This window comes from Haloarcula sp. CBA1127, from assembly GCF_001485575.1.
Taxonomy (GTDB): domain Archaea; phylum Halobacteriota; class Halobacteria; order Halobacteriales; family Haloarculaceae; genus Haloarcula.
This window is the reverse complement of sequence record NZ_BCNB01000002.1, coordinates 21,583-44,531: the sequence shown is the minus strand read 5'-3', so window position 1 is coordinate 44,531 and position 22,949 is coordinate 21,583. Positions and strand designations below refer to the sequence as shown.

The 22,949-nt window shown below is 60.9% G+C and carries 20 protein-coding genes; 14 read left to right on the top strand and 6 right to left on the bottom strand.

The window, feature by feature from the left end:
• Window positions 1–42 precede the first annotated feature (42 nt).
• The gene (locus tag AV059_RS01280) at window positions 43–1,758 is read left to right on the top strand and encodes an amidohydrolase family protein (protein ID WP_058991599.1); all 1,716 of its coding nucleotides are present in this window, start codon (window positions 43–45) and stop codon (window positions 1,756–1,758) included.
• Between the two features lie 107 nt (window positions 1,759–1,865).
• Here AV059_RS01280 and AV059_RS01275 read toward each other — a convergent pair whose 3' ends face one another.
• Together AV059_RS01275 and AV059_RS01270 are read right to left on the bottom strand one after the other, a co-directional pair.
• On the bottom strand, window positions 1,866–2,984 hold the full coding sequence (locus AV059_RS01275; RefSeq protein ID WP_058991596.1) for a BMP family ABC transporter substrate-binding protein: 1,119 nt from the start codon (window positions 2,982–2,984) through the stop codon (window positions 1,866–1,868).
• A gap of 194 nt (window positions 2,985–3,178) precedes the next feature.
• A complete protein-coding gene (locus tag AV059_RS01270; protein ID WP_058991594.1) occupies window positions 3,179–4,321 on the bottom strand; it encodes a BMP family ABC transporter substrate-binding protein in 1,143 nt (380 codons plus the stop codon).
• Between the two features lie 308 nt (window positions 4,322–4,629).
• Between AV059_RS01270 and AV059_RS01265 the strand changes: the two genes are divergently transcribed.
• The 4 genes from AV059_RS01265 to AV059_RS01250 all read left to right on the top strand — a co-directional run bounded on the left by AV059_RS01265 (window position 4,630) and on the right by AV059_RS01250 (window position 9,516).
• The gene (locus tag AV059_RS01265; RefSeq protein WP_058991592.1) at window positions 4,630–6,291 is read left to right on the top strand and encodes an ABC transporter ATP-binding protein; all 1,662 of its coding nucleotides are present in this window, start codon (window positions 4,630–4,632) and stop codon (window positions 6,289–6,291) included.
• Complete coding sequence (locus tag AV059_RS01260) at window positions 6,291–7,391, top strand: ABC transporter permease (RefSeq protein WP_058991590.1); 1,101 nt, start codon at window positions 6,291–6,293, stop codon at window positions 7,389–7,391. Before AV059_RS01265 ends, AV059_RS01260 begins: the two co-directional genes overlap by 1 nt.
• Window positions 7,391–8,383 carry an ABC transporter permease gene (locus AV059_RS01255; RefSeq protein ID WP_058991587.1) on the top strand — a complete coding sequence of 331 codons (993 nt, stop codon included), beginning with the start codon at window positions 7,391–7,393 and terminating at the stop codon, window positions 8,381–8,383. The genes AV059_RS01260 and AV059_RS01255 overlap by 1 nt, the downstream gene beginning before the upstream one ends.
• A gap of 98 nt (window positions 8,384–8,481) precedes the next feature.
• Window positions 8,482–9,516 (top strand): LLM class flavin-dependent oxidoreductase, encoded by a 1,035-nt coding sequence (locus tag AV059_RS01250; RefSeq protein WP_058991586.1) that lies wholly within the window; start codon window positions 8,482–8,484, stop codon window positions 9,514–9,516.
• 47 nt (window positions 9,517–9,563) lie between these two features.
• Here the strand turns inward: AV059_RS01250 and thrC are convergent, their stop codons facing one another.
• Window positions 9,564–10,823, bottom strand: a complete 1,260-nt coding sequence (gene thrC, locus AV059_RS01245) for a threonine synthase (RefSeq protein WP_058991584.1) — start codon at window positions 10,821–10,823, stop codon at window positions 9,564–9,566.
• Between the two features lie 159 nt (window positions 10,824–10,982).
• Window positions 10,983–12,326: a dihydroorotase family protein gene (locus AV059_RS01240; RefSeq protein WP_058991582.1), complete on the bottom strand. Its 1,344-nt coding sequence runs from the start codon at window positions 12,324–12,326 to the stop codon at window positions 10,983–10,985.
• A 142-nt stretch (window positions 12,327–12,468) separates the two neighbouring features.
• Between AV059_RS01240 and AV059_RS01235 the strand changes: the two genes are divergently transcribed.
• From AV059_RS01235 to AV059_RS01225, 3 genes are all read left to right on the top strand, one after another.
• On the top strand, window positions 12,469–13,767 hold the full coding sequence (locus AV059_RS01235) for an amidohydrolase family protein (protein WP_058991579.1): 1,299 nt from the start codon (window positions 12,469–12,471) through the stop codon (window positions 13,765–13,767).
• Window positions 13,768–14,064: 297 nt separating this feature from the next.
• On the top strand, window positions 14,065–14,991 hold the full coding sequence (locus AV059_RS01230; protein WP_058991577.1) for a hypothetical protein: 927 nt from the start codon (window positions 14,065–14,067) through the stop codon (window positions 14,989–14,991).
• 87 nt (window positions 14,992–15,078) lie between these two features.
• Entirely contained in the window at window positions 15,079–15,927 is an 849-nt protein-coding gene (locus AV059_RS01225; protein WP_058991576.1) for a hypothetical protein, read from the top strand.
• A 214-nt stretch (window positions 15,928–16,141) separates the two neighbouring features.
• Here AV059_RS01225 and AV059_RS01220 read toward each other — a convergent pair whose 3' ends face one another.
• Window positions 16,142–16,912 (bottom strand): hypothetical protein, encoded by a 771-nt coding sequence (locus tag AV059_RS01220; RefSeq protein ID WP_058991574.1) that lies wholly within the window; start codon window positions 16,910–16,912, stop codon window positions 16,142–16,144.
• Between the two features lie 106 nt (window positions 16,913–17,018).
• On the opposite strand from AV059_RS01220, the gene AV059_RS01215 reads away from it, so the two are divergent.
• Window positions 17,019–17,492, top strand: a complete 474-nt coding sequence (locus tag AV059_RS01215) for a hypothetical protein (RefSeq protein ID WP_058991572.1) — start codon at window positions 17,019–17,021, stop codon at window positions 17,490–17,492.
• A 68-nt stretch (window positions 17,493–17,560) separates the two neighbouring features.
• On the opposite strand, the gene AV059_RS01210 is transcribed toward AV059_RS01215, so the two are convergent.
• On the bottom strand, window positions 17,561–19,396 hold the full coding sequence (locus AV059_RS01210) for a bacteriohemerythrin (RefSeq protein WP_058991571.1): 1,836 nt from the start codon (window positions 19,394–19,396) through the stop codon (window positions 17,561–17,563).
• A gap of 102 nt (window positions 19,397–19,498) precedes the next feature.
• On the opposite strand from AV059_RS01210, the gene AV059_RS01205 reads away from it, so the two are divergent.
• The 5 genes from AV059_RS01205 to AV059_RS01185 all read left to right on the top strand — a co-directional run bounded on the left by AV059_RS01205 (window position 19,499) and on the right by AV059_RS01185 (window position 22,817).
• On the top strand, window positions 19,499–19,933 hold the full coding sequence (locus AV059_RS01205; protein ID WP_058991569.1) for a pyridoxamine 5'-phosphate oxidase family protein: 435 nt from the start codon (window positions 19,499–19,501) through the stop codon (window positions 19,931–19,933).
• A gap of 153 nt (window positions 19,934–20,086) precedes the next feature.
• A complete protein-coding gene (locus AV059_RS01200; protein WP_228841688.1) occupies window positions 20,087–20,365 on the top strand; it encodes an SHOCT domain-containing protein in 279 nt (92 codons plus the stop codon).
• 142 nt (window positions 20,366–20,507) lie between these two features.
• Window positions 20,508–21,125: a class I SAM-dependent methyltransferase gene (locus AV059_RS01195; protein WP_058991565.1), complete on the top strand. Its 618-nt coding sequence runs from the start codon at window positions 20,508–20,510 to the stop codon at window positions 21,123–21,125.
• Between the two features lie 126 nt (window positions 21,126–21,251).
• A complete protein-coding gene (locus AV059_RS01190) occupies window positions 21,252–21,521 on the top strand; it encodes a hypothetical protein (RefSeq protein ID WP_058991563.1) in 270 nt (89 codons plus the stop codon).
• 306 nt (window positions 21,522–21,827) lie between these two features.
• Complete coding sequence (locus AV059_RS01185) at window positions 21,828–22,817, top strand: DMT family transporter (protein ID WP_058991561.1); 990 nt, start codon at window positions 21,828–21,830, stop codon at window positions 22,815–22,817.
• Window positions 22,818–22,949: the final 132 nt, after the last annotated feature.

Sequence of the window (22,949 nt, the reverse complement as noted above, 5' to 3'; positions counted from 1 at the left end):
ACCACCGAAAGAGCCAAACGACCGTTCCGCGAGTCAGCAGACATGACCGAGCTGAGTGCCGCGTCTATTGCGTTCAGAGACGCGCGGGTGCTGGACGGGAGCGGTCGCCCTCCGTTCACTGCGAGCGTGCGTGTCGCCGACGGTCGAATCGAGGCTATCAGCGAGGCCCCGCTTGCGGCCGACCGCGTTGTCGACCTCGACGGGTCGTATCTCGCACCAGGGTTCATCGATATGCACGCGCATTCGGAGCTTCGGCTATTCGAGAATCCCGGTGCCAGGGAGAAACTGACGCAGGGCATCACGACGGAAGTCCTCGGACAGGACGGGGTCAGCGTCGCTCCGGTGCCGCCGAACCTCACCGACGAGTGGGCGGAACGGGTCAAATCACTCGACGGCACGCTCGGCGAAACGTGGCCCTGGCACACCGTTTCCGGCTATCTTGAGGCGCTTGAATCCGCCGAGCCCGCTGTCAACTGTGCGTACTACGCCCCACACGGAAACATCAGGTCGATGCTGGCCGGGTTCGAAGACCGCCCACTCAGCGGCGAACACGTCGTTGCCGCCGGGCCAGTCACCAGTCAACGGCTGGACAGACCGAAGTCGGACCACGACACGGCGCCCGGAGAACTCGATGCGATTCGACAGGAACTCGAAGTAGCGCTAGAAGAAGGCGCGTTCGGCATGTCCAAAGGGATGATATATCCGCCGAGTTCGTACGCTCGCGACGACGAACTGGTGGCGCTTGCGGATACCCTCGCCAAGCGCGACTCGTTCATGATCTCTCACGTCTGGAACGAGACGGATCGCGTGGTCGAATCTATCGACCGGTATCTCGATATATGCCGACGCGGCGGCTGTCACGCCCATGTCTCCCATCTCAAGGTCGGCGGCCAGCAGAACTGGGGGGACTCCGAGGCTGTGCTCGACCTGTTCGACGACGCCGTCAACCGTGGTCAGCGGGTCACCTTCGACCAGTATCCGTACACCGCCGGGTCGACGATGCTCACCGCACTGTTGCCGCCGTGGGCACGGCAGGGCGACTCGGAAGCCATCCGTCATCGTCTTAACTCAGCGGCGGTTCGCGACCGCATCGCCACTGACATCTCTCAGCCGGGTGACTGGGAGAATCTCGCGTACGCCGCCGGGTCGTGGGACAATATCCTCATCACGCGGACCGGGAGCGGCCGCTATCAGGGTGATACCATCGCGGACATCGCCGCCGAGATGGGCCGTGAGCCGGTTGACGCGATGTGTGAACTACTCGTCGCGGAGAATCTGGACGTGACGATGGCTGACTTTGTGATGGCCGAGGAAGACATTGAACGGTTCCTCGCGGACGACCGCGGCACGTTCTGCACGGACGGCATCTTCGGCGGGAAACCCCATCCGCGGGCCATCGGGGCGTTCAGCCGCATCCTCGAACGGTACGTTCGAGAGCGGAACGTACTCTCGCCGGAACTGCTGGCGTACAAAGCCGCAGGCAACCCGGCTGATATCCTTGGTTTGAGGGACCGCGGCTACGTCCGTGAGGGGTACATCGCGGACCTCGTGGCTTTCGACCTCGACTCGGTGGCGGCGAACGCGACCTACGAGAACCCGTTCCAGTGCTCCGATGGGATGGAGTACGTCCTCGTCGGCGGCGAGATTGCCGTCCGGGACGGCGAACTGACCGGCAAGCGAAACGGCGACGTGCTTCGCTCCTACGAGGAATGGGGTGGTGCGACCCGCCCCGAACTTGACCGCGCTGCTGACGACTGATTGGCCGGACCGCCCGTTCTGACCGACTGGCTGGTGACTCACCGCTCCAACGCCAGCTACTGGCAGGACGGTGCCGAAAGAATCGGGGTCGTCGAACCCGGGCTCCCTTACTCCGGCACTTCGCCCTCGACGGCGTCGACGAAACTGTTCATCTCTTGGAACAGGAACTCGTCGCTCTCGCCCTCGAACGGCGAGCCGGCCCAGACATCGAGTTCGCCGTTGACGATTTCTTCTTCCGTCTCGGCGACGGTGTCTTTGACCTCTTGGGGAACCTCTGGTCCCCACTCGTCGAGCGTTGGGAGGTTCGTCTCCATGCCGCCCCAGAAGGCATCGGATTCCCAGGTTCCGTCTCGGACTGCGGAGACGGTCGGGCCGTACACCTCTTCCCAGTTCCACACCGGTGAGATGAGGTAGTTGTCGCCGCCGAACTCGCCCATCGGTGCGTTGTAGCCGGAGGCCCACACGTCCGCCTCGTTTGCGGCTCTGACCGGAGCGGGGGAGTCCTGCTCCTGTGAGATGACGTCACACCCCTCATCGATGAGTGAGTTGGCTGCCTGCTTCGAGGTCTGGGGGTCGAACCACGCGTTGACCCATCGAATCTTGAACGTCGCGTCTGGGTTCACCGACCGCGCGCCGAGCGCCATCGCGTTGATGGATCGAATGACTTCAGGAATGGGGAACGCGGCGACGTAGCCGATGGTGTTGTTCTGGGTCACCATCCCGGCCGCCTGCCCGGCCAGATACCGGGGCTGGTAGATCCGACCCATGTACCGTCCCATGTTCTCCCGGGTGCGATAGCCGGTCGCGTGTTCGAAGTACGTGTCGGGGTACTGTTCCGCAATGTTGAACATCGGGTCCTGGTAGCCAAACGTCGTTCCAAAGACGATGTCAGCGTCACCCTGTGCGTACTGCTCGAAAACGCGTTCTGAGTCTTCTGGCGCGACAGCCTCCGTATACTCGGTTTCCAGCCAGTCGTACTTCTCGTCGACCGTCTTTCGTCCTTCGTCGTGTGCGTGGGACCACCCGAGGTCGCCCACCTCTGAGATGTATACCCAGGCAGCGGTGACGGAGTCGGACCCGGAGCCACCCTCGTCGCCGGTCGTCGTGCCGTCAGCCGTGTTTGTGTCGTCGCTCCCGCCACTACAGCCGGCCAGTGCGGTTACTCCTGTCGCCCCAAGCGCACCCAGCATCTCCCGACGCGATATCGTTCGGTTGGTATTCACCATTACTGAACTGGATAGAGGTAGCGGAAACTCCTACTTAAACGATACCATTCTTGACCGTACAGCGAACGAACATATCTGGAAAAATTGGCCGAAAATATCACTCACACCCGAATAATGTTGCAAACGTTGTTATATTCGCCCGAGAGCCACAGCAACACCCAGGCGATGACTGTCGTCGGAGACCGGTGGCGGGGTCAGTTCGGGACCTCGCCCTCGACGGCGTCGACGTAGCTACTCATCTCTTGGAAGAGGAACTCGTCACTTTCGCCCTCGAACGCCGAACCGGCCCAGACATCCAGTTCTTCGTCGAGTATCGCCGACTGCGACTCCGAAACGGTGTCTTTTGCCTCTTGGGGGACTTCAGGCCCCCAGTCGTCCAGACTACAGATGCCCGACTCGATGCCCTCCCAGTACGCGTCGGATTCCCAGGTGCCGTCCCTGACGGATTCGATAGTCGGCCCATAGAACTCCTCCCAGTGCCAGATGGGGGACGTGAGATAGTTCTCGCCGGCGATGTCGCCCATCGGGGCATCGTAGCCGGTCGCCCAGATACCCGCATCGGAGGCTGCACGGAGTGCGGCGGGGGAGTCCTGATGCTGGGCCATCACGTCGACATCCTCATCCAGCAAGGCGTTTGCCGCCTCGCTCTCGGTCGGCGGGTCAAACCAGGAGTTCGTCCATCTGACCTTCAGCGTCGCGCTGTCGTTGACAGACGCGGCTCCGAGCGCGTAGGCGTTGATGCCGCGGATGACCTCCGGAATCGGAAACGCCGCCACGTATCCCAGCGTGTCTGTCTCCGTCACGGTCCCGGCCGCCTGCCCGGCGAGATACCGGGGCTGATAGATTCGGCCCATGTACCGCCCCATGTTCTCCATCGTCAGGTAGCCCGTATTGTGCTCGAAGTACGTATCGGGGTACTGCTCCGCCACGGACGCCATCGGGTCCTGATACTCGAACGTACAGCCGAAGATGATATCGGCGTCTCCCTGCGCGTACTGTTCGAACACCCGCTCGGAATCGGTTGGGGCGACAGCCTCGGTGTACTCGGTCTCTAACCAGTCGAATTCTTCTGCGACCGCCTTCCGCCCTTCGTTGTGGGCCCAGGACCAACCGAGGTCGCCAACCTCTGAATTATACACCCACGCGGCGGTGAGCGAATCCATGCCGTCACTGCTGGTCGCAGTCCCCTCAGCAGCCCCGCCTCCGGCGGTATCGGTGGCTACCTCGCCATCGCCCCCGTCACCACCACTGCTACAACCAGCCAGCCCGGCTATCCCCGCCGCCCCAAGTGCTGTCAGTAGCTCCCGTCTCGATTTGGTGTGTTTGTTGTCAACCATTAACGAACCGAATAGCCATTTCGGAAACAATAACTTAAATCGTTCCGTTCACGCAGCTTTCTCTACCCTATTATCAAAATATGTGCCACAAAAATGGCCCTATCGAACTCTAACTGGGGACAATATGTAGTATATGTTCATATAGCTGGGTATCTCGACAGACTGCGTGAGCGTCGACAACGAACACTGGCACACAACAACTAGCACTTGGCAAATGTCCGGCATTTCCCGTGCTGGACGGCGAATATGGCTACCTTTGGAAACAATTATGCCACTACATTGTTGATACCCGGCCAAGACCACAGAGCATGTCCGAACACACCACGCTCAGGATGGAGGGGATTCTGAAGGAGTTCCCTGGGGTCGTCGCCAACGACCACGTCAACCTCTCCGTCGAGCGCGGGGAAATACACGGCCTCCTCGGTGAAAACGGTGCGGGAAAAAGTACGCTGATGAAGATTCTGTACGGTCTCTACTCGCAGGACGACGGCGATATCTATCTCGACGGCGAGCGGCTTGACCTCGGGTCGCCACAGGACGCCATCGATGCTGGTATCGGGATGGTTCACCAGCACTTCATGTTGATACCGCGCCTGACCGTCGCGGAAAACGTTGTGCTCGGCGAACGTGAGCCGGCCACAGCGTTTCGCAGCGATGCGGAGGATAGCTGGCTTCCGGCGGCGATCCGGAACAACAGCCTCGTCCAGTCGCTTGCCGGCCAGTTCTCGCTCGGTCTCGACGTACCCGAACAGCGGATTCAGGAGCTAGCGGACCAGTACGGGTTCGACATCGACGTGAGCGCGAAGATCTGGGAGCTCGACGTCGGCCAGCAACAGCGCGTCGAGATACTCAAAGCGCTGTACCGGGATGTCGACCTCCTGATCCTCGACGAGCCGACGGCGGTTCTCACGCCGACAGAGGCCGAGCAGCTCTTTGACTCGCTCGCACGGCTGACTGACGAGGGACTCTCGATAATCTTCATCACCCACAAGCTCACTGAGGTCGACGCCATCGTCGACCGCGTAACAGTTCTCCGGGAGGGACAAAACGTCGGTACCGCCGAGGTGTCGTCAGTCTCCCGGGCGGACCTCGCGGAGATGATGGTCGGCCGTGAGGTGCTGTTCGACATCGACAGAGAAGCGGTCGACCTTGGTGAGCCAGTCCTGCGCGCACGCGGAGTCGAGGCCACAGACAACCGAAATATCGAAGCTCTTTCGGGTGTTGACCTGACGGTTCGACAGGGCGAAATCGTCGGGATTGCGGGCGTCAGCGGTAACGGCCAGAAGGAACTCGCGGAGGTCATGGCCGGCATTCGGGACGTGACGGCCGGAGAGCTAGTGGTCAACGGTGAGGACATTACCGGCGCGAAACCGAAGACGTTTGTCGAGAGCGGCGTCTCGTTCGTCCCCGAGGACCGGCTTCAGTACGGCTGTGCCGAGGACCTCTCGGTGATGCACAACGCCACGATGAAGGATTTCAGAGACGGCCGGTTCGGCGACCGGCCGTTTCTGGACTACGGGGAACTCCGCGACTACGCCGAAACACTGGTCGATGAGTTCGATGTCCGCGGCGTCAGCGACGTGACCGAGACACAGGCCGGTGACCTCTCCGGGGGGAACCTCCAGAAGCTCATTCTGGCGCGGGAAATCTACCGCGACCCGGACCTGCTCATCGCGAACCAGCCGACTCGTGGTGTTGACGTCGGGGCAATCGAGTTCATCAGGGAGACGCTGCTCGAACAGCGCAAGGCGGGTACTGGGATAATCCTGCTCTCGGAAGATCTGGACGAAATCTTCGACCTGAGCGACAGGATTCTGGTCGTCTACGAGGGTGAGTTCGTCTACGAAACGACACCGGCCGAGGCCGACCGGGAACGGATCGGGCTGGAGATGACTGGTGGTGGCGACGACGGTGGCGAGACGGCTGCGTCGCCGGTCCAGTCTGGGGCCACCCAGGGGAGTGAGAGCTGATGAACGTCGCGGTCAATGTCGACGCCCGCGAGGACATTCCGGCCTGGCTGGCCTACGGGACGCCCGTGTTCACGGTTCTCGCTGCGCTGGCAGTGAGCGCCATCGCGCTGGTCGTCCTCGACGTGAACCCTGTCGCGGCGTACAGGACGATGTTTGTCGAGACGCTCGTGACCGAGTTCGGCCTCAGCGAGACGCTGACGAAGGCGATCCCGCTGATTCTTACGGGTCTGGCGGTGTATCTCCCGTTGAAAGCGGGGCTGTTCAACATCGGTGCCGAGGGGCAACTCGTTGCCGGTGCGCTCGCAGGGACGTGGATCGGGCTGAACGTCTCGCTCCCGGGGCTCGCACTGATTCCGCTGATGTTCGTCGCCGCCGCTGTAGCCGGCGGTATCTGGGCTGGCATCCCGGCGTACCTGCGTGCGAAGTGGGACGTAAACGAGATTATCACGTCGCTACTGTTGACATTCGTCGCGCTCGAAATCCAGAGCTACCTGCTCCGGGGACCGATGCAGGGCGGAACCGGGAACTTCCCACAGTCGGACCGGTTCTCCGAGGCCGCGACGATTCCGGAACTGTTCGGCGGTGTCCACGCTGGGCTGCTCGCCGCCCTCTGCATGGTTGTAGTGACGTATGTCCTGATGACGAGAACGCGACTCGGGTTCGAAATCACGTTCGTCGGCTCGAACGATGAGGCCGCCCAGCAGGCCGGGATGAGCAAGTTCTACGTGTACCTTCTGGTGTTTGTCGTCGGGGGCGCGTTCGCGGCCATGGGCGGCATCAGCGAGATCGCCGGCGCACAGGGGCGATACCGCGCCGGGTTCGAACCCGGATACGGCTTTACAGCCATTCCGGTTGCGCTGCTCGGTCGCAACAGCGCGTTCAAAGTAATGCTCGCTGGCCTGTTCTTCGCCGTGCTGTTCGTCGGCGGGTCAAGCATGGAAGTGGCGTTCGGTGTGCCCGCGGCACTGGTCGAGATCATTCAGGCGCTGGTCATTCTCTTTCTGATCACGGCGGAGTTCTTCAAGAGTTACCGTGTCGGTATCGACCTCAAACGCGGGCCAGCGGAGACGCCAGCCCAGCCACAGCGAGGTGACGACTGATGGTGAGCTTCATCGCCGGCCTGCTTGATGCTACAGTTCAGGCGGCGACGGTCCTTCTCCTCGCTGGGATGGGCGAACTCATCAGTGAGCGGGCGGGCGTCCTCAACCTCGGTGTCGAGGGAATGATGCTCGTCGGCGCACTCGGGGGGTTCATCACGACCGTCCTCACGGGGAGCCACTGGCTCGGATTCGGCGTTGGTATCCTCCTCGGGATGGTGCTGGCACTGGTCCACGCGTTCCTCTGTATCACGCTGAAGTCGAATCAGGTCATCAGCGGCGTCATGCTGACGCTGCTTGGGACCGGGCTGACGACGTTCTTCGGCTCCGGCTGGGTCGAAGAGTCAATCGACGGCTTCCCGCAGATACTGTTCCCGCTCGTCGGACAGTACCTCGTCGGCATCCCGGTCATCGGCGAGGCCCTCTTCCGAAGTACGGCGACGGACTACCTCGCGCTCGGCCTGCTGGTCGTGGTCTGGTACTTCCTGCACCATTCGAACCTCGGGCTGGAGATGATAGCCGTCGGTGAGGACCCAGAGATGGCGGATACGATGGGGGTGTCCGTGTTCAGGTTGCGGTACCTCGCGGTGCTTATCGGCGGCGGGTTCGCCGGCGCGGCCGGCGCTCACCTCTCGCTGGCCTTCTCACAGCTCTGGGTCCCCGGCATGACTGCAGGGCGGGGCTGGATTGCCGTCGCGCTGGTCATCTTCGCGCAGTGGCGGCCCCGCCGGATGCTGGTCGGAGCCTACCTGTTCGGCCTGCTCGACGCGCTCCGCATTCGCTCGCAGTCCATCTCGCTGACGGTGGGTCCCGACGCGCCGCTCGCCGGGGTTATCAACCCCGTCGTCGAGTTCCTCATGACGCCACAGATAATGGGGACGTACCCGTATCTGGCGACGATAATTGTGCTGGCCTACGCTGTCATCCGGACCAAGAGCGACCAGCTAGCGGTCCCCTCGGCGCTGTTGCAGTCCTACAGTCGCGAGACGGACTGAGCGGTCCGCGACGCGGGCCAATACTGGCGGCCACACCTCCCACAGACCGTGTGTGTGGCAAATCTATTTATCTATATTCGGAGAATTCAGCATGTCTCATGAGCGCCAATCAGGTCTTCGAGAGAGGCGACCGTGTCGGTATCTACTTGCAGGACAAACACTCGCTAGAAGAGAACGTCGAACTCGTACAGTACGCGGAGGAGCAGGGCATCGACGAGATCTGGCAGGCTGAATCGCGACTTGCACGCGACGCCGTTTCCCCGCTCGGTGCGTACGCCGCGGTTACCGACGACATCAAACTCGGGACGGGTGTCATCAACAACTGGACACGCAACGCGGCGCTAATAGCGCAGTCGATGAGTACGCTGGAGGAACTCGCCGGTCCGGACCGCATCATGTGCGGCATCGGCGCGTGGTGGGACCCGCTGGCAGAGAAGGTCGGCATCGACCGCAGTGGCGCACTGCGGGCGATGCGCGAGTGTGTTGAGGTGACTCAGGACCTGCTGGACATGGAGAACGTCACCTACGACGGTGAGTTCGTCCAGATGCGGGACGTGGAACTTGACGTGGTCCATGGCGACGACGGGCCGCGAACCGTCCCCGTCTACGTCGGCGGGACCGGGTTCAAGATGCTGGAACTCACCGGCCACTTCGCCGACGGGGCACTGCTGAACTACCTTGTCAGCCCGGAGTACAACGAGAAAGCCCTTGATGCACTGGAGACCGGGGCGGAGCGCGGCGACCGCTTGCTTGACGACATCGACCGGCCCCAGCTCGTCGTCTGTTCGATGGATCACGACGAAGAGAAGGCGCTGGACAACGCCCGCGAACTCATCACGCAGTACCTCGGACAACAGCCCCACATTATGAAAGCCAGCGGCGTCAGCCAGGACCTCATCGACGAGGTGGGTGAGACCATCGGCGGGTGGCCGGCCGACAAGGACGACATCAAGGAGGGGATGCACCTCATTCCGGACGACGTGGTGCACAAACTCACCGCCAGCGGCACGCCCGAACAGTGTCGGGAGAAAGTCCGGGAGTACGCAGAGACGGGCTGTCAGTGCCCGATTCTCTATCCACTAGGCGAGGACCGGCGGTTGATGATCGACGAGTTCGCGGACGGCTACCTGTAGGCAAGCTACGCGCTGACTATCCAGCTTGAAACTCCGTTTTCGCTCACTCAGTCGTCGGCCGTGGCTTCCTCGGCCGTGCCGTACAGCCCTTCGACCTCCGTGATTTCGGGGTCTATCCGGTCGACTCCTCCGGTCGCCTTCTCGGCGCTTTTCGTGTCTTTCAGGCCGAAGCCGGTGGACACCACGACGACGGTTTCGTCCTGCTCGATGATCCCCTGATCGAGCGCGGTCTGAACGCCGGCAATAGGTGCTGCTCCAGCCGGCTCGGAATAGATGCCCTCGGTGCCGCCAAGCAGCTTCTCGGCCTCCAGAATCTCGTCGTCGGAGACCAGTACGCTCGTTCCCCCGCTCTGTTCCAGCGCACGGGAGGCTTTGATCGTGTTCCGCGGCCGACCGACCGCGATTGAGTCAGCCAGCGTTTCGGCGATATCGTCGATGTCTTCGTGGTCGTGAAAGGCGTCGTGGATGGCCGACGCCCCTTCAGCCTGAACCCCTAGCATCTTCGGGTGGTCGTCGACGTAGCCGAGGTCGTAAAACTCCTTGAACCCCTTCCAAGCCCCGGCGATCGTACAGCCGTCGCCCATCGAGAACACGACCCAGTCCGGGACGTGTCCGCGGGCGATAGACTGGTCGGCGAGTTCGTGGCCGACGGTGCGTTTGCCTTCGACCTGGAACGGATTGATCGCCGCGTTGCGGTTGTACCAGCCGTACTTCTCGGTGACTTCGACGCTGAGGTCGTAGGCTTCGTCGTAGCTGCCGTTGACAGCCAGAACGTCCGCGCCGTAGACGAGCGGCTGTGCGAGCTTGCCCGTCGGGGCGTCACCGGGGACGAAAATACGGCAGTCCATCCCCCCGCGGGCGGCATAGCCTGACAGCGACGCGGCGGCGTTCCCGGTCGAGGCGCAGGTTATGATGTCGCGGCCGGCGTGTCTGGCCTTCGTGACAGCGATAGCGCTGGCGCGGTCCTTGAAACACCCTGTCGGGTTCCGCCCGTCGTCTTTGACGAGCGTCTCGACGCCCAGCGCGTCGCTGAGGTTTGGGGCGTCGAAGAGGTCCGTCCCGCCCTCGTTGAGCGTCACGACATCGGCGTCCGACGCGACCGGCAGGAACGCCTCGTACTTCCACTGGCTCGCTATCGGGCCGCCGAGGTCGCCGTCGAACGCATCGTCGATAGCGTCGTAGTCGTACGTTACTTCGAGAATTCCCCTCACGCCCTCGTGTTCGGGACACGTGTAGATTATCTGGTCCGGGTCGTACTCCGCTCCACAGAGTGTGCACTCGAGGGTCGTCACTTGCGTCATGCCCATACTACTCCCTGAGTACAACTGGGTATAAAACCGTACTGCGGCTCTAGCTCGATTGTGAGTTGAACCATCTCTGTCGTGGCTGGCACACATTCACACACGGCCAGCACACGCCACACATCTATTTGTGAACTGAATATCAGGTCAATGGACAGCAAAACGCTACAGCGGGCGGTCCAAGAACTCACCACGGCCCGCCGTTGACTGGACCTCGTGGTCCTTTGCGACAATCTCACCGCCAGCGACGACCGTGTCCACACGCGCACTCCAGCGCTGTCCCTCGTACGGCGTCCAGCCACCGACGAACGTGTGGTCGTCGGCAGTAACCTCATACTCCTCGTCCCGAACGAGCATCACGTCCGCATCCGTTCCGACCTGCAGCGACCCTTTCCGTGGATAGATTCCGGCGTTCCGTGCCGGAGCTGTACACACGATTTCGCAGAGCCGCGGCCAGGATATCCGATCCTCGTGGACGCCCTCGCTGACGAGGAACTCGACCATCGTTTCGACGCCCGGGAGGCCGGCGTAGGGTTCCCAGATATCCTCCCAGCCGGCTTCCCGTGTCTCGCGGTACGTCGGAAAGTGGTCCGTGCCGATGAGGTCGATAGTCCCGTCCTGCACTGCATCCCAGAGCCGCTTCCGCTCGGTGTCGGATTTGAGGCTTGGGTTGACTTTCAGAAATGGCCCCTTGTCGGCAACGTCCTCCTTCGAGAAGGCGAGATACTGCGGGCAGGTTTCGAGCGTGACCGGGACGTTGGCTCGCGACTTGAAGCGGCCGGCTTCGCGTGCGCCGCTCCCGCTTGAGATGTGGACGACGTGCAGTGGACAATCAGCGTATTCCGCGAAGTAACCCGCCCGGGAAATCGCATCAAGTTCGGCTTCGAGTGGTCGTGAGTCCATGTACACGTCGGGCTCGTCGCCGTCGATAGTCGACCGCGCGTCGTCAAGCAGTCCCTGTGTCTCGCAGTGCACGCGAACCGTACCCCCGGCATTGCCGACACGCCGCATGAGCGCCGCGATGGATGCGTCACTCGCGAGGTACGGGTCTGCGGTAAATGTCTTGAAGTCCGCTGTTCCGGCGCTCATGATGCCAGCTACGTCGATGTCGGGATCTTGAATATTACCTGCGACGAGGCCGAAATCGATGTGCGCCAGCGTCGAACACGTCTCCGCTTTCCTCTGTATTGCCTCCGGCGTCGTGACGGGTGTCTGCGTCGGTAGCTCGATGACTGTCGTCACTCCACCGGCAACCGCACTCGCGGTCTGGGACGCGAAGTCGATCCCATCCGGAAACAGTTCGTCGTCGTGCATATGTGTGTGTACGTCGATAGCGCCCGGAAGCGCAACCATACCGTCTGCGTCGATGACGATGTCTGGGTCACTGGGGGCTGGGACCGAGGCTGCCGGACCAACGGCGTCTATTGCCCCGTCAGAAATCGTGAGTTCACCGCGCTGGACACCCGATGTCGTCACCACCTGTGTGTCTTTGATGTGAATGTCTGTCATACCAGTACGGCCAGGGCGAACGACGAAAACAGTTGGTGTGTGAGACGCCACATCCGTCGCACACGGTGGTTGTGATAGAGTGGCTGGTAAGGCCGTTCTGGGGCGGAGTAGCTTTTAGTCGGTTGACGGTTTCCCCCAACCTGTGATACTGAACGCAGGGACGCTCATCACGATGGACGATGAGCGCACGGTCCGGTCAGAGGTACACGTCGTTGTCGAGGACGGTGAAATCGTGGCTATTGAGGACGGGTACGCCTCGGGCGACGAGGTTGTTGACGCCACCGAGGAAGTCGTCATCCCGGGGTTGGTGAACTGTCATACCCACATGTACGCACTCCCGATTCGCGGCGCGCCGCTCGCTGCGTCTCCTGAGAGTTTCTACGAAGCGCTCGTCGATATCTGGTGGAACGTCGACGAGGCGTTTACCGAACGTGACGCTCGCCTGTCCGCACTGGGTTCCGCTGTCGAGATGCTTCAGAGCGGCGTCACCACCTTCTGTGACAACTACTCCGGGCCAAACACGCTGCCGGGCGGTCTCGACGCCGTCGCAGAGGGAGTTTCACAGACACCGATTCGTGGGATGATTACGTTCGAGACAACAGCCCGAAACTCCGAAGCCCAGGCCAGAGATGGAATCGCGGAGAATAAGCGATTTATCGACGAAGCGGAGGACCAGTACGACACCGTGTCCGGCCACTACTGCCTCCACACGCTGTTTACCAACACCGAAGACATCGTCGAGGAGTGCGTCGACCGGGCTACCGACGACGACCGTCCCATCCAGATTCACCTCGAAGAGGGACTGGTCGACGTGCACGAATCCATCGCCGACTACGGGAAACGACCGGTGTTCGCGCTCGAGGACATGGGATTTTTCGACGCCGAGATCATCGCCGCCCACTGCGTCCATTCCACCGAGTCCGAAATCGAAGTGCTCGCAGAAAACGACGTTAACGTCGCTCACAACCCCTATTCCAATATCAACAACGCCGTCGGTATCGCCGATGTCGAAACGATGCAAGCCCACGAAATGACAATCGGGCTTGGTGACGACGGGTGGGATCCGGATATGTTCGAGACCATGCGTTCAGCCGTCGGTATCCACAAACTCAAGCAGCGTAACCCGGGCGGCTTCGACATGGCCACTTCCCTCGAATGGGCGACAATCGGCAGTGCGGCGGTGCTGGGGATGGACGACGCTATCGGCAGCATCGAGGTCGGCAAACGGGGTGATTTCGTCACGCTGGATCTGGGGCCGAATCCGGTGTTGGACGGGAGTGCACCCTACTACGTTGTCAGCGCCGCAAGCCGTGCAGACGTTACCCGGACGATTATCGATGGGGAGTCTGTGTACGAACAGGAATCAGGCGTCACCGGCGTCGATGATTCGGACATGACCGCCGTCGGCGATGCGAGTGCCGAACTCTGGGACCGGTTGTAGGTCAGTTACAGGATGGGAATGATACCCTTTCGACTGGCGCAAATTTATACACTCTCAGGGTGTACATCAAATTCTTCTACGAATTGCGGAGAGTCGCCCTTTCCGGCTGTAAAAGTAACACCCTTAGCCTGTAAAAGGCCCGGACGATATCTCGATTTCACCGGTAGTGTGAACATTCTGTACACACTGTATTTCGACCGCAGCGGGGTTGACGGACCAAATCTGTCTATACAGTTTGTTATTGCAAATATTTCCGGTTCCCGTATGTAATAGTGGGACTGTGTGCGTGAGTGTGATATGGTAGTTAGTGACGCCTTTGAGACGTTCACGCAGGTGCTCGAGTGCCTAGATTCGTCTGACACTGAGATCAAATCGGTCTCAGTCAGGGGCCAGACGACAGCGGATAACGACGAAATCAGTGCCGACCTGACGCTTGCGACGCCGGTATTTGGTGGCGTATCGATACACGACGACGTATCTGTCGACGCTGAGGAGTTCGATTTGAACGATAAGCGGGTTGAGATTGACGTGACGGTTACCGTCCCCGTCGGAACTGACATACCAGTACCAGCAGACGATCAGGGAGACACGTCCAATGAACTGGCAGAAACCCTCTCGCAGTCGGATTCCGTGCCAGCATACAAGGACCCCGAGGCACTCCAGGCGGCCTACGAGGCCTGCGATACGTTCCCGGAGATGACCGAGGCGCTTGATGCCGACGTGACCTCCGAAACTGTGCGTCGATATATGGTGGAGTACGATATCCACGACCCGACTGATACAACGCCACAGGCAGGGGGACTCAGCCTTGCGGACGTACAGACAGATTCCGAGACTGATACCGACGCCAGCTCCTCGGTCGAGTCGGACCCTTCTGAGGACAGGGCGGGCGACAACAGCCAACCCGAGGAACCGGACGGACTGGGAGCCAGATCAGTCGCCGACCTGCTCGCTGAGGCGGACTCGCAGGACAGCGACGACAATCTCGTCGCGGACGGAATCGGTATCTCTCAGGACGTGACTGTGGCCGACCTCGCACAGACTGTTACCCAGTCCACCTCACTGGACGAGGTGACCCAGCGTCTCGATTTGAGCCAGACACACGCCCGGAGACTACTGTCCGAACTGGACCTCCTTGACCTCGTCACCCATCGGCTGGCAGCCACCCAGATACGTGTCTCGAACACCGAAATCAAGCGGCGTATCTCTGCTGCCAGTCATTAACGGACCTCTACGTGGTGGTTCTGCGCGAAGATTAACCTTCATTATAAAAGGAAAATGTTTTTGTAGCTTGGTTTGAATGTGTGACAAATGGCAACTATCCGCGTACGTGATTGGACGAAAGAACAGATAGAGAAGATACGTGACACAGAGTCGCACTCCTCGCACGATTCGGTTATCAAGTCACTACTGAAAGACCGAAAGCTGGCCAAATACGCGGATGATGCCGCAGAGACCGCCCCGGAGTCGGAATCCGACCCCCTGACGAACGAGCCCGACACTGCGTTTGATGACCTGACTGTGCTCGGTGAACTGTCCGGTGCAGACAACGGGGTGTTGTTTCTCTGGTGTCCCAATTGCGGAAACGAACTGGCGCACTTGACTGCTGAGAACCCACTTGGTCTGTCCGTGTTCGAGATTGAATGCCAGCGCTGTCTCACCCATCTCGACCGACACGCTATCGTTGCCATCGAAATCGGCTATCCGATCGAGCAGAAACTGGTTGAGGACTGTCTGCAAGACGATCTCAAGGACTGCGTCGTCGACTACTGGGACCGGACACTCGACTCGGCCGCCGTGGGAGCGCTCGACGACGATATCGACCCAGCGCATCTCGTCTGGCAGTTCGACCAGTATCTCCGGCAGTTCTCGTGGGAGTGGCCTGCGGATGTCCCTGTTGTCGGCTTTGCCACGGGAGAGACCTATCGTAATACCGCCACCCACGAGTACCTCGACGTTATCGAACCAGTCTCGGAGAACCGGAACGCGATGGATTCGTTCAAGATACGGCGCTACGCCGGCGACCCGGATACCCACGACGGTGAGACGGAAATTCTCGACAGCACTACTGTCGTCGATCACATCGTCAATCGGCGACTGCTGATCGAGGAACGCACCGAATCGGCGTCACTGCCCGAGTCGACCGAACCGACGACGTGACCAGCACGATCCGTCCGTATCGCTCTCTTTTCTCCAATCCTTGGCTCTTACTGGGCTGAGTAAATATATATCTGCCTATAATCGGGATGTTAATGGCAAACCGAATAAAGTAGACCGCAGATGTATTTCTATAGAAGGCATCAGATATTAGAACGCCAAAATATGGATACATAATACCGACATTTTGCCCCACTCTGAAAACGGATTCTGTGTATTAGTTCGTCTCGGCTGTCGGACGGGAACACCGTAGACAGACGACACTCTCTGCGACCCAGTTCACATCTGTCGAGCCACAGTGCGGGCAGCGGTGGTGGTCGGTGTCGTACTCCGTCGTCCCGCGAGGGGCGGCAAGGAATCCGTCGGTAATCACTTGCTGGACGAGGCTGGGGAACCGTTGCCGTTTGACGACGGCCCGCTGTGCGAGGAATCTGCCGGGGTCGTCCGGGTTTGTACCGTGGAGGTCTTCCCAGGGAAGAGCGATTTCGCCGTTGGCGGGGCCACGGGCGACCTGCTGGATGAGGGTCGCAGCGGCCTCGAACAGCGGCGTCGTGCCCCACGCTTGCGGGTTGTCGACAGCACTTCCAGCGTCGGTGTAGGCTGATTCCGCTTCGCGGTACGCCGCCTCGACACCGTCGAGCCCTGCGACTGTTCGGAAGTCTCCGACGAACTCCTTGAGGCAGGCGTGCTGAACGGGGTGTTCGAGCCCGTTGGTCAAATCCTTGGCCACGGCGACGCCCTCGACGCTGCGGCGGGTGGCGCGCGTGTCCGCTCCGACGACGCGGTAGCAGACCGCACTCGTCGCGAGGTACTGCAGCCCGTCACCGACCCAGCCCTTCTCGTCAGCACCGAACGGCTCAATGCCTTCTCGCGGGTCCGAGAGAACACGCCACCCAGCCCGCGTGTATTCATCTCCAGCCCGCCGGTAATCGCGGTCAGCGATGGCAGCGACTGCTGCCGCTCGGTGTCCCGCATCCTGTGTGCGCATGAAGCCCTTACGGGGTACGCCCTCACAGGCTTTCGCACCCAACAAATCGGTATCACTGCCAGCCTGAATCGCCAGACAGAATATAGCCCCGTCCTCTCAGTGTTACATGGAGTCGGTACCTCTCGTCACGGCGCTTACAGTGTCACTGAGATTTGTGATCGGGGTGGCCGCCGGTGTCGTCGCGACGGTTGTGATGGATCTGGTGATGGCCAGACTGCCGGAGGGCGAAACACCGCCGTTCATTGCCTCCGGTGTATTGACCGATAGCGCCCCGCAGAAGGCCCCCGGACGGCTCGCGAGCGTGGTCCACTACATCGCCGGCTGGCTAACTGGCCCGCTGTTCGTCTGGGTCCTTTTCACCAGTGAAGGGCTGCTGAGCGGATCATCGATACTCGCGGCGGTCCTCGCTGCCGTTGTCCTGTACACGCTGATGGTCGGTTTCTTTGTCATCGTGGTGCTTCCGCGGTCCCGACTGCCGTCGGGCCGGATCGCAGATATCCGACGCGACTGGGCAATCTCGGCGGCCGCGTATCTACTCGTTCTCGTGCCGCTTGTCACACTCGGGTTTCGGATCGTCTGACCTGAGTTGAAGCGCAATCCTCTTTGGCTGAACGGTAACTGGGATGTTTACTGCCCGCCTGACGGCGCTCACTCGCCGAGCGACAGCGTGTCGTCCGGCCCCACCTCACCGACTTCGCCGGTGTGATACCAGTCGTCCCGAAGCGTTTGTGAGCCAGTCTGGCCGCTGTCGAGGAACCCACCGAGGACGGTCGGGCCGCGGAGCAGTAGCTCCCTGTTTTCGGAGACAGCGATTTCAACCCCTGGCATCGGGTCGCCAATCGACCCTTGGGCGAAGGATTCTGCCGGGTTCAGTGCGCCGACACCGGTTGTTCCGACGGAGCCGTATAGTTCGCATATTGGAACGCCAAGCCCCCGGAAGAAGTACAGCAGATGGTCGTCGAGCCGGCCAGTCCCGGAGAGAGCGTAGGTGAGGTTTGATAGCCCCGCTTCTTGCCGCAGCGGCTCGTACACGAGCCGGTTGGCGGCTCTGTATTTCAGCGGCGTTCCCCGTCCCTCGACGATTCCCTCTCCGTAGGACGCCACTCGACCGCCGACCTTCCGTTTCATCCAGCCCATGTCGCCGAGACGGTCCTGTATCGTCCCGTAGAGCTGCTGGTACATCTTCGGGACACCGACAAGCACATCCGGCTTAACAGCCGCGAGCTGGTCGACGAAGTCCTCGGCCCCAAGGTAGGCGACGGCGCTCCCGGTCGCCCAGAGATAGTACGTCGAAACACGCTGGTAGATGTGCGCCAGCGGAAGCGAACAGGTCCCAGTCGCTTCGGGGCCGGTAGGAAGCGCCTCGCGGAGGCTCTCTGCTGCCGCCAGCAGATTTCGGTGTGTCAGCGCACAGCCGGCTTTCTCTGCGGGGGAAGCCACGTCGAACGCGACTGTCGCAACCTCGTCACCGTCCGTCTGCAGGCCGGGGAGCACTCTCGCCTCGTCCGTCGGGAGGGCATCAAAATCGAGCACAGTCTCGACAGCCATCGCAAGGTCGTCGGCCACGTCTCCCGCTGCCACGAGTCCGGTTGCGCCGGTCCGCTCGATAATCTGGGCTGCCCGGTCGTCGCTCGCAGATGGGTAAAGTGCGACCGGGACCAGCCCGGCGAAGTGACAGGCCAGGTCGAGCACGGACCACTCGTACTGGGACTGTGCTCTGATTGCCAGTCGGTCCCCGGGGCGCAGTTCCGTCGAGAGGAGGCCGCCCGCAACTGCCTTCGCCCGCTCGGCCAGTTCCTCGAAACTCCGTTCGACGAACTCGCCGTCATCCCGGACGAGCGCCGCGGTCCGGTCCTCGTGGTCCGAAACGATGTCTTCGAACCAGGCCGCTACTGACCCGTCCGGGACCGAAAGCGAGCCTCCGTCGTAGATGTCGCTGTCGAGGCGCACGCCGGCGTCTTCGGGCTGGCGGTCTACTGGCACGGGGTCCTCCGATGTTGTCCGGTCCTGATACAACTGCCCGGGTTCGTACTCGTAGTCGTCGCTGACCTCGCTCTGGAAGTAGTCAGCGTAGTTCTGGTCCTCGTCGCCAGCGGCGATGTGTGCATCGAGCCAGTCCCGTGCAACTGTCAGGACCTCCATCGTGACGTACTCCCCGTTCTCGTGTTTCTCGCGGAGTTCTCGCACCTTGTCGGCGAACTCCTCGTGCATCTCACGGTGATTGTAGAAACAGTCGCTGCAGTCCATGGCGTAGCCACAGTTCTGCATGAATTCTTCCTCGTCACCGAAGTGGTACTCCGTGTAACGTTCGAGTTCCCGGAGAATGTCACCGACCTCCTCCTCGGAGTGGCCCTCGTTCATCGCCGTGTGGAGATCGTTCAGCAGTCCAAACAGTCGCTTGTGCTGCTCATCGAACCGCTCGATATCTGTGCTGTACCGTTCTTCGTCCCATTCGGCGAACTCTCCCGCCGACTCTGTGCCCATACCTGTTCTGTTACCCATTATTTGAAAAGCAACTCTCACGTTCCCACCGAGTGAAAATGCGGTCTGCATCCCAAGTAGTTTCCAGTTAACATCGCAGTCGGGATGCGAGAATTACGTGACGAAACGGTCGTCGACGTCCTCACTGACAACGGAATCGGTGTGCTGGCACTGTCCGGCCCGACAGGTGCGGCTCCATACCCGCTCCCGGTCGCGTTCGGGTACGACCCGGCGACCGATAGCCTGGCGTTTCACCTTTCAGAGAGCGATGAGAGCCAGAAACACCGCTATCTGGCGGCTGACGCCACTGTCGGGTTCACCGTGTACGAGGAGACCGAACCCAAATCGGTCTGGCGAAGCGTCGTGGTTACGGGTGAGCTGGTAGAGGCGACCTATGACGAGGTAGAGCCGGCCCTCGCCTCGCTGGCAAGCAACACACAGTTCGCCCCTAATCCAGTCAGCTGGGACGATACATCGACGACAACGCCGTACGAACTTCGAATCGACGACTGGTATGGCCGTGAATTCCGAGTCGGGTGAACCGGTGTCGCGACCCACAGATACCACCGGTTACAGACCTCCCTCTCAGCGCTACACTCACCGCTTCTTGGCCCGCTTTGTGTTCTCAGTCAGTGGGAACCAGCACCCCTGATTATGGGCTGGGACCCGTAGCTACACATAGAGGTGTCCCAGATGCTTTCGCCAACAACTGCGCTACTCCAGCACGGACCGATGGGGCCCCACGGTGGGGCGACGGGCATGGGCATGGCCCCCGGCGGCTGGTGGCTGTTGCTCGTAGCGTTCGTCATCGCTGCTGTGGCGGTCGGCGCTTTGCTGTACGTGCAGCTACAGGGCGAGGCAACTGCCGAGCCGGACTCGCTGGAGACGCTCAAACAACAGTACGCATCGGGCGAAATTGACGAGACGGAGCTTGAAACGCGGGCTGACCGATTGCTCCAGCACGAGTCATAGCCCGACACTGGCAGTTCCATCCGCTGGCAGTACTGTCGGAGCGTCACCTGTAGAACTGTCCGCTGTGACCCCCTGCGTGCGCTCACCGACTGTCCGGCGCGCACTTCGTGGTGCATTTATTCTACAACAGTGTACGGTGGGTATGGACCCGGACGACGTTCGAAACGACTGGGCCTCCCGCTCCGGGAAGTTCTCGCCGGCGTACTACGCTGAGATCGGACCGAACGAGGTGAGTGAGACGCTGGTCAACGTACTCGACCACTACGTCCACGACGACGCCCGAATTATCGAACTGGGCTGTGGCTCGGGCCGCCATCTGGCACACCTGCAGACCAACGGATACGGGAATCTCACTGGTATCGACATCAACGAGGAATCCTTCGACGTGATGGCTGAGCACTACCCTCGGCTCGCGAATTCGGGGACGTTCCACACCGGTGCCCTCGAAGACATCGTCACCGAATTCGAGGACGATGCCTTCGATGTCGTCTATTCGGTTGAGACGCTCCAGCATATCCACCCCGATGACGCGTGGGTGTTCGAAGAGATCGCCCGCGTTGCCGGCGACCTCCTCGTCATTGCCGAAAACGAGGGCAATAGTCCCGAACGCGGACGCGAAGACACTGACGTGAGTTACGTCAACGACGATTTCCCGCTGTATCACCGCAACTGGAAGCAAGTGTTCTCAGAACTAGGGTTCGCGCAACTCATTCGAGAACCGACGTCTCGGGACACCATTCGCGTGTTCCGCGCACCCTAGCCCACCACCTGTCTCTGTCACTTCTCGGTGGTGCTGTCCTCGAACAGCTACCCGTCGGGACATTCACAATCGATAACCGGGCAGCAACTATTTGTGTCACGGTACCATGCGTCAAGTTGGATCGCTATGCAACTGTGCCAAAACTGTCAGGCGGCTATCGATGAGTACATCTTGGACAAACAACTCGAACCCCTGCGAGACCTCACAGTCGACGACTTCAATCTCTGTGCGGACTGCGTGACAGTCGTCGCGGACGCCTGTGTGGAGTGTGACGGCGCGGTGTACGTTCCCCGGTCCGAAACTGCTGTCCCTGACTGCTGTCCGGCGTGCCGGTCCGAGCATATTGACGAAACCGGAACCGACCCGGGCTGGCATTTCGACACGATGTCGACCTGACTCGGGTCATACACTTGGATGTTGGCCGGGAGCAGTCGCCCAGGGCTGCCGACGTGGGCATCATTCTCGTTTTTGACGCTATTGGCAGTGAGCTGAGAGACTGTTCGGCGACCGAATGAGAACTCCGTGGTACGGAGTCGAGGAGAACGATACGTCTCGGTACAACTGGCTTCGATAGCACTGCGGATACACACTGTTTTCGGGAATTTCTGAACAGCAGACGTGGCCGTAGAGGCCGTGCGTGTGCGTCACAGTGGCGATAGAAGCTTCATACTCCTCCAGCACATATAGTTGATCTCTACTGGAATGACACGCTCGACACGACATATTGGCTTGCTGTTTGCTGCGCTCGCACTCATCTGGGGACTTTCCTTTGTGGCGATCAAGACTGGTCTCGAAAGCGTCCCGCCGGTGCTGCTGGCAGCTGTCCGACACGATATTGCTGCAGTCGTCCTGCTTGGCTATGCCCTCTGGCGCGGCCGGTCACTGCGCCCACAGACCCGCGATGACTGGTCGCTGATTTTCATCGGCGGCACCGTCCTCATCGGCGCACACTTCGCGCTCTTGTTCCTTGGACAGCAGTACGTCCCGAGTTCCTTCGGCGCAATCCTGCTCAGTCTCACGCCGGTTGTGACGCCGGCGTTCGCATCGACGCTGATACCGAGCTACCGGGCTCGCCCGCACGAACTCATCGGCACGGTCTGTGGATTCATCGGCGTGGTTATCATCGCGAACCCCACGCCGGGAGCGGTCGGCGGCCGACTGCTCGGCGTCGCCCTGCTCATCAGTTCGGCTGTCGCCTTCGCCGTCGGCGCAGTCCTGACCGAACGTTACACCAGTTCGCTCCCGCTCGTGAGCCTGCAGGCCTGGATGACGCTGCTCGGGGCGGGCATCCTGCACGCCGTCAGCGCGGGGCTGCCCTCGGAGCAGTTCGGAACCGTCACGGTTGGTCTCGAACAGCTAGCGGCAATCGCGTATCTCGGCATCGTCGCCAGCGCGATCGGGTTCCTCCTCTACTTCCGCCTGATCAGCACAGTCGGTGCCGCTGAAACCAGCCTGGTTTCCTACGTAGTACCGGCAGTGACGGCTATCAGCGGCTGGCTCCTGCTCGGTGAAACACTCGGCCCGGTGACCGTCGCCGGCTTCGCCGTAATCGTGGTCGGCTTCGCGTGGGTGAAAGCCGACGTGCTTCGGTCGTTACGCCGCCGTCACACTGGTTCGCCGTCCCATCGAACACAGACTCCACGGGACGACTGCGTCGTAGTTAGCGGAAACGCGTACTCGACGCAGGACTGATACGGATTGTTGGAGCGATGTACCGGTATGCGCTGACCCCGGAGTCAGAGCTATCCGAACATAATCTACAACAATCCGTATGATACCCGGCTCGTGGGCGTCAGGCCTTAGCCGCTGTCACCCATTGTAATG

What these genes read in the sequence shown, in the direction of transcription:
- AV059_RS01195 (WP_058991565.1), top strand. Translation starts at nt 20,508, where the DNA reads ATGGACCCGGACGACGTTCGAAACGACTGGGCCTCCCGCTCCGGGAAG.
- AV059_RS01275 (WP_058991596.1), bottom strand. Translation starts at nt 2,984, where the DNA reads ATGGTGAATACCAACCGAACGATATCGCGTCGGGAGATGCTGGGTGCG.
- AV059_RS01280 (WP_058991599.1), top strand. Translation starts at nt 43, where the DNA reads ATGACCGAGCTGAGTGCCGCGTCTATTGCGTTCAGAGACGCGCGGGTG.
- AV059_RS01260 (WP_058991590.1), top strand. Translation starts at nt 6,291, where the DNA reads ATGAACGTCGCGGTCAATGTCGACGCCCGCGAGGACATTCCGGCCTGG.
- AV059_RS01240 (WP_058991582.1), bottom strand. Translation starts at nt 12,326, where the DNA reads ATGACAGACATTCACATCAAAGACACACAGGTGGTGACGACATCGGGT.
- AV059_RS01210 (WP_058991571.1), bottom strand. Translation starts at nt 19,396, where the DNA reads ATGGGCACAGAGTCGGCGGGAGAGTTCGCCGAATGGGACGAAGAACGG.
- AV059_RS01270 (WP_058991594.1), bottom strand. Translation starts at nt 4,321, where the DNA reads ATGGTTGACAACAAACACACCAAATCGAGACGGGAGCTACTGACAGCA.
- AV059_RS01225 (WP_058991576.1), top strand. Translation starts at nt 15,079, where the DNA reads ATGGCAACTATCCGCGTACGTGATTGGACGAAAGAACAGATAGAGAAG.
- AV059_RS01185 (WP_058991561.1), top strand. Translation starts at nt 21,828, where the DNA reads ATGACACGCTCGACACGACATATTGGCTTGCTGTTTGCTGCGCTCGCA.
- AV059_RS01265 (WP_058991592.1), top strand. Translation starts at nt 4,630, where the DNA reads ATGTCCGAACACACCACGCTCAGGATGGAGGGGATTCTGAAGGAGTTC.
- AV059_RS01230 (WP_058991577.1), top strand. Translation starts at nt 14,065, where the DNA reads ATGGTAGTTAGTGACGCCTTTGAGACGTTCACGCAGGTGCTCGAGTGC.
- AV059_RS01255 (WP_058991587.1), top strand. Translation starts at nt 7,391, where the DNA reads ATGGTGAGCTTCATCGCCGGCCTGCTTGATGCTACAGTTCAGGCGGCG.
- thrC (WP_058991584.1), bottom strand. Translation starts at nt 10,823, where the DNA reads ATGGGCATGACGCAAGTGACGACCCTCGAGTGCACACTCTGTGGAGCG.
- AV059_RS01190 (WP_058991563.1), top strand. Translation starts at nt 21,252, where the DNA reads ATGCAACTGTGCCAAAACTGTCAGGCGGCTATCGATGAGTACATCTTG.
- AV059_RS01250 (WP_058991586.1), top strand. Translation starts at nt 8,482, where the DNA reads ATGAGCGCCAATCAGGTCTTCGAGAGAGGCGACCGTGTCGGTATCTAC.
- AV059_RS01220 (WP_058991574.1), bottom strand. Translation starts at nt 16,912, where the DNA reads ATGCGCACACAGGATGCGGGACACCGAGCGGCAGCAGTCGCTGCCATC.
- AV059_RS01215 (WP_058991572.1), top strand. Translation starts at nt 17,019, where the DNA reads ATGGAGTCGGTACCTCTCGTCACGGCGCTTACAGTGTCACTGAGATTT.
- AV059_RS01205 (WP_058991569.1), top strand. Translation starts at nt 19,499, where the DNA reads ATGCGAGAATTACGTGACGAAACGGTCGTCGACGTCCTCACTGACAAC.
- AV059_RS01200 (WP_228841688.1), top strand. Translation starts at nt 20,087, where the DNA reads ATGCTTTCGCCAACAACTGCGCTACTCCAGCACGGACCGATGGGGCCC.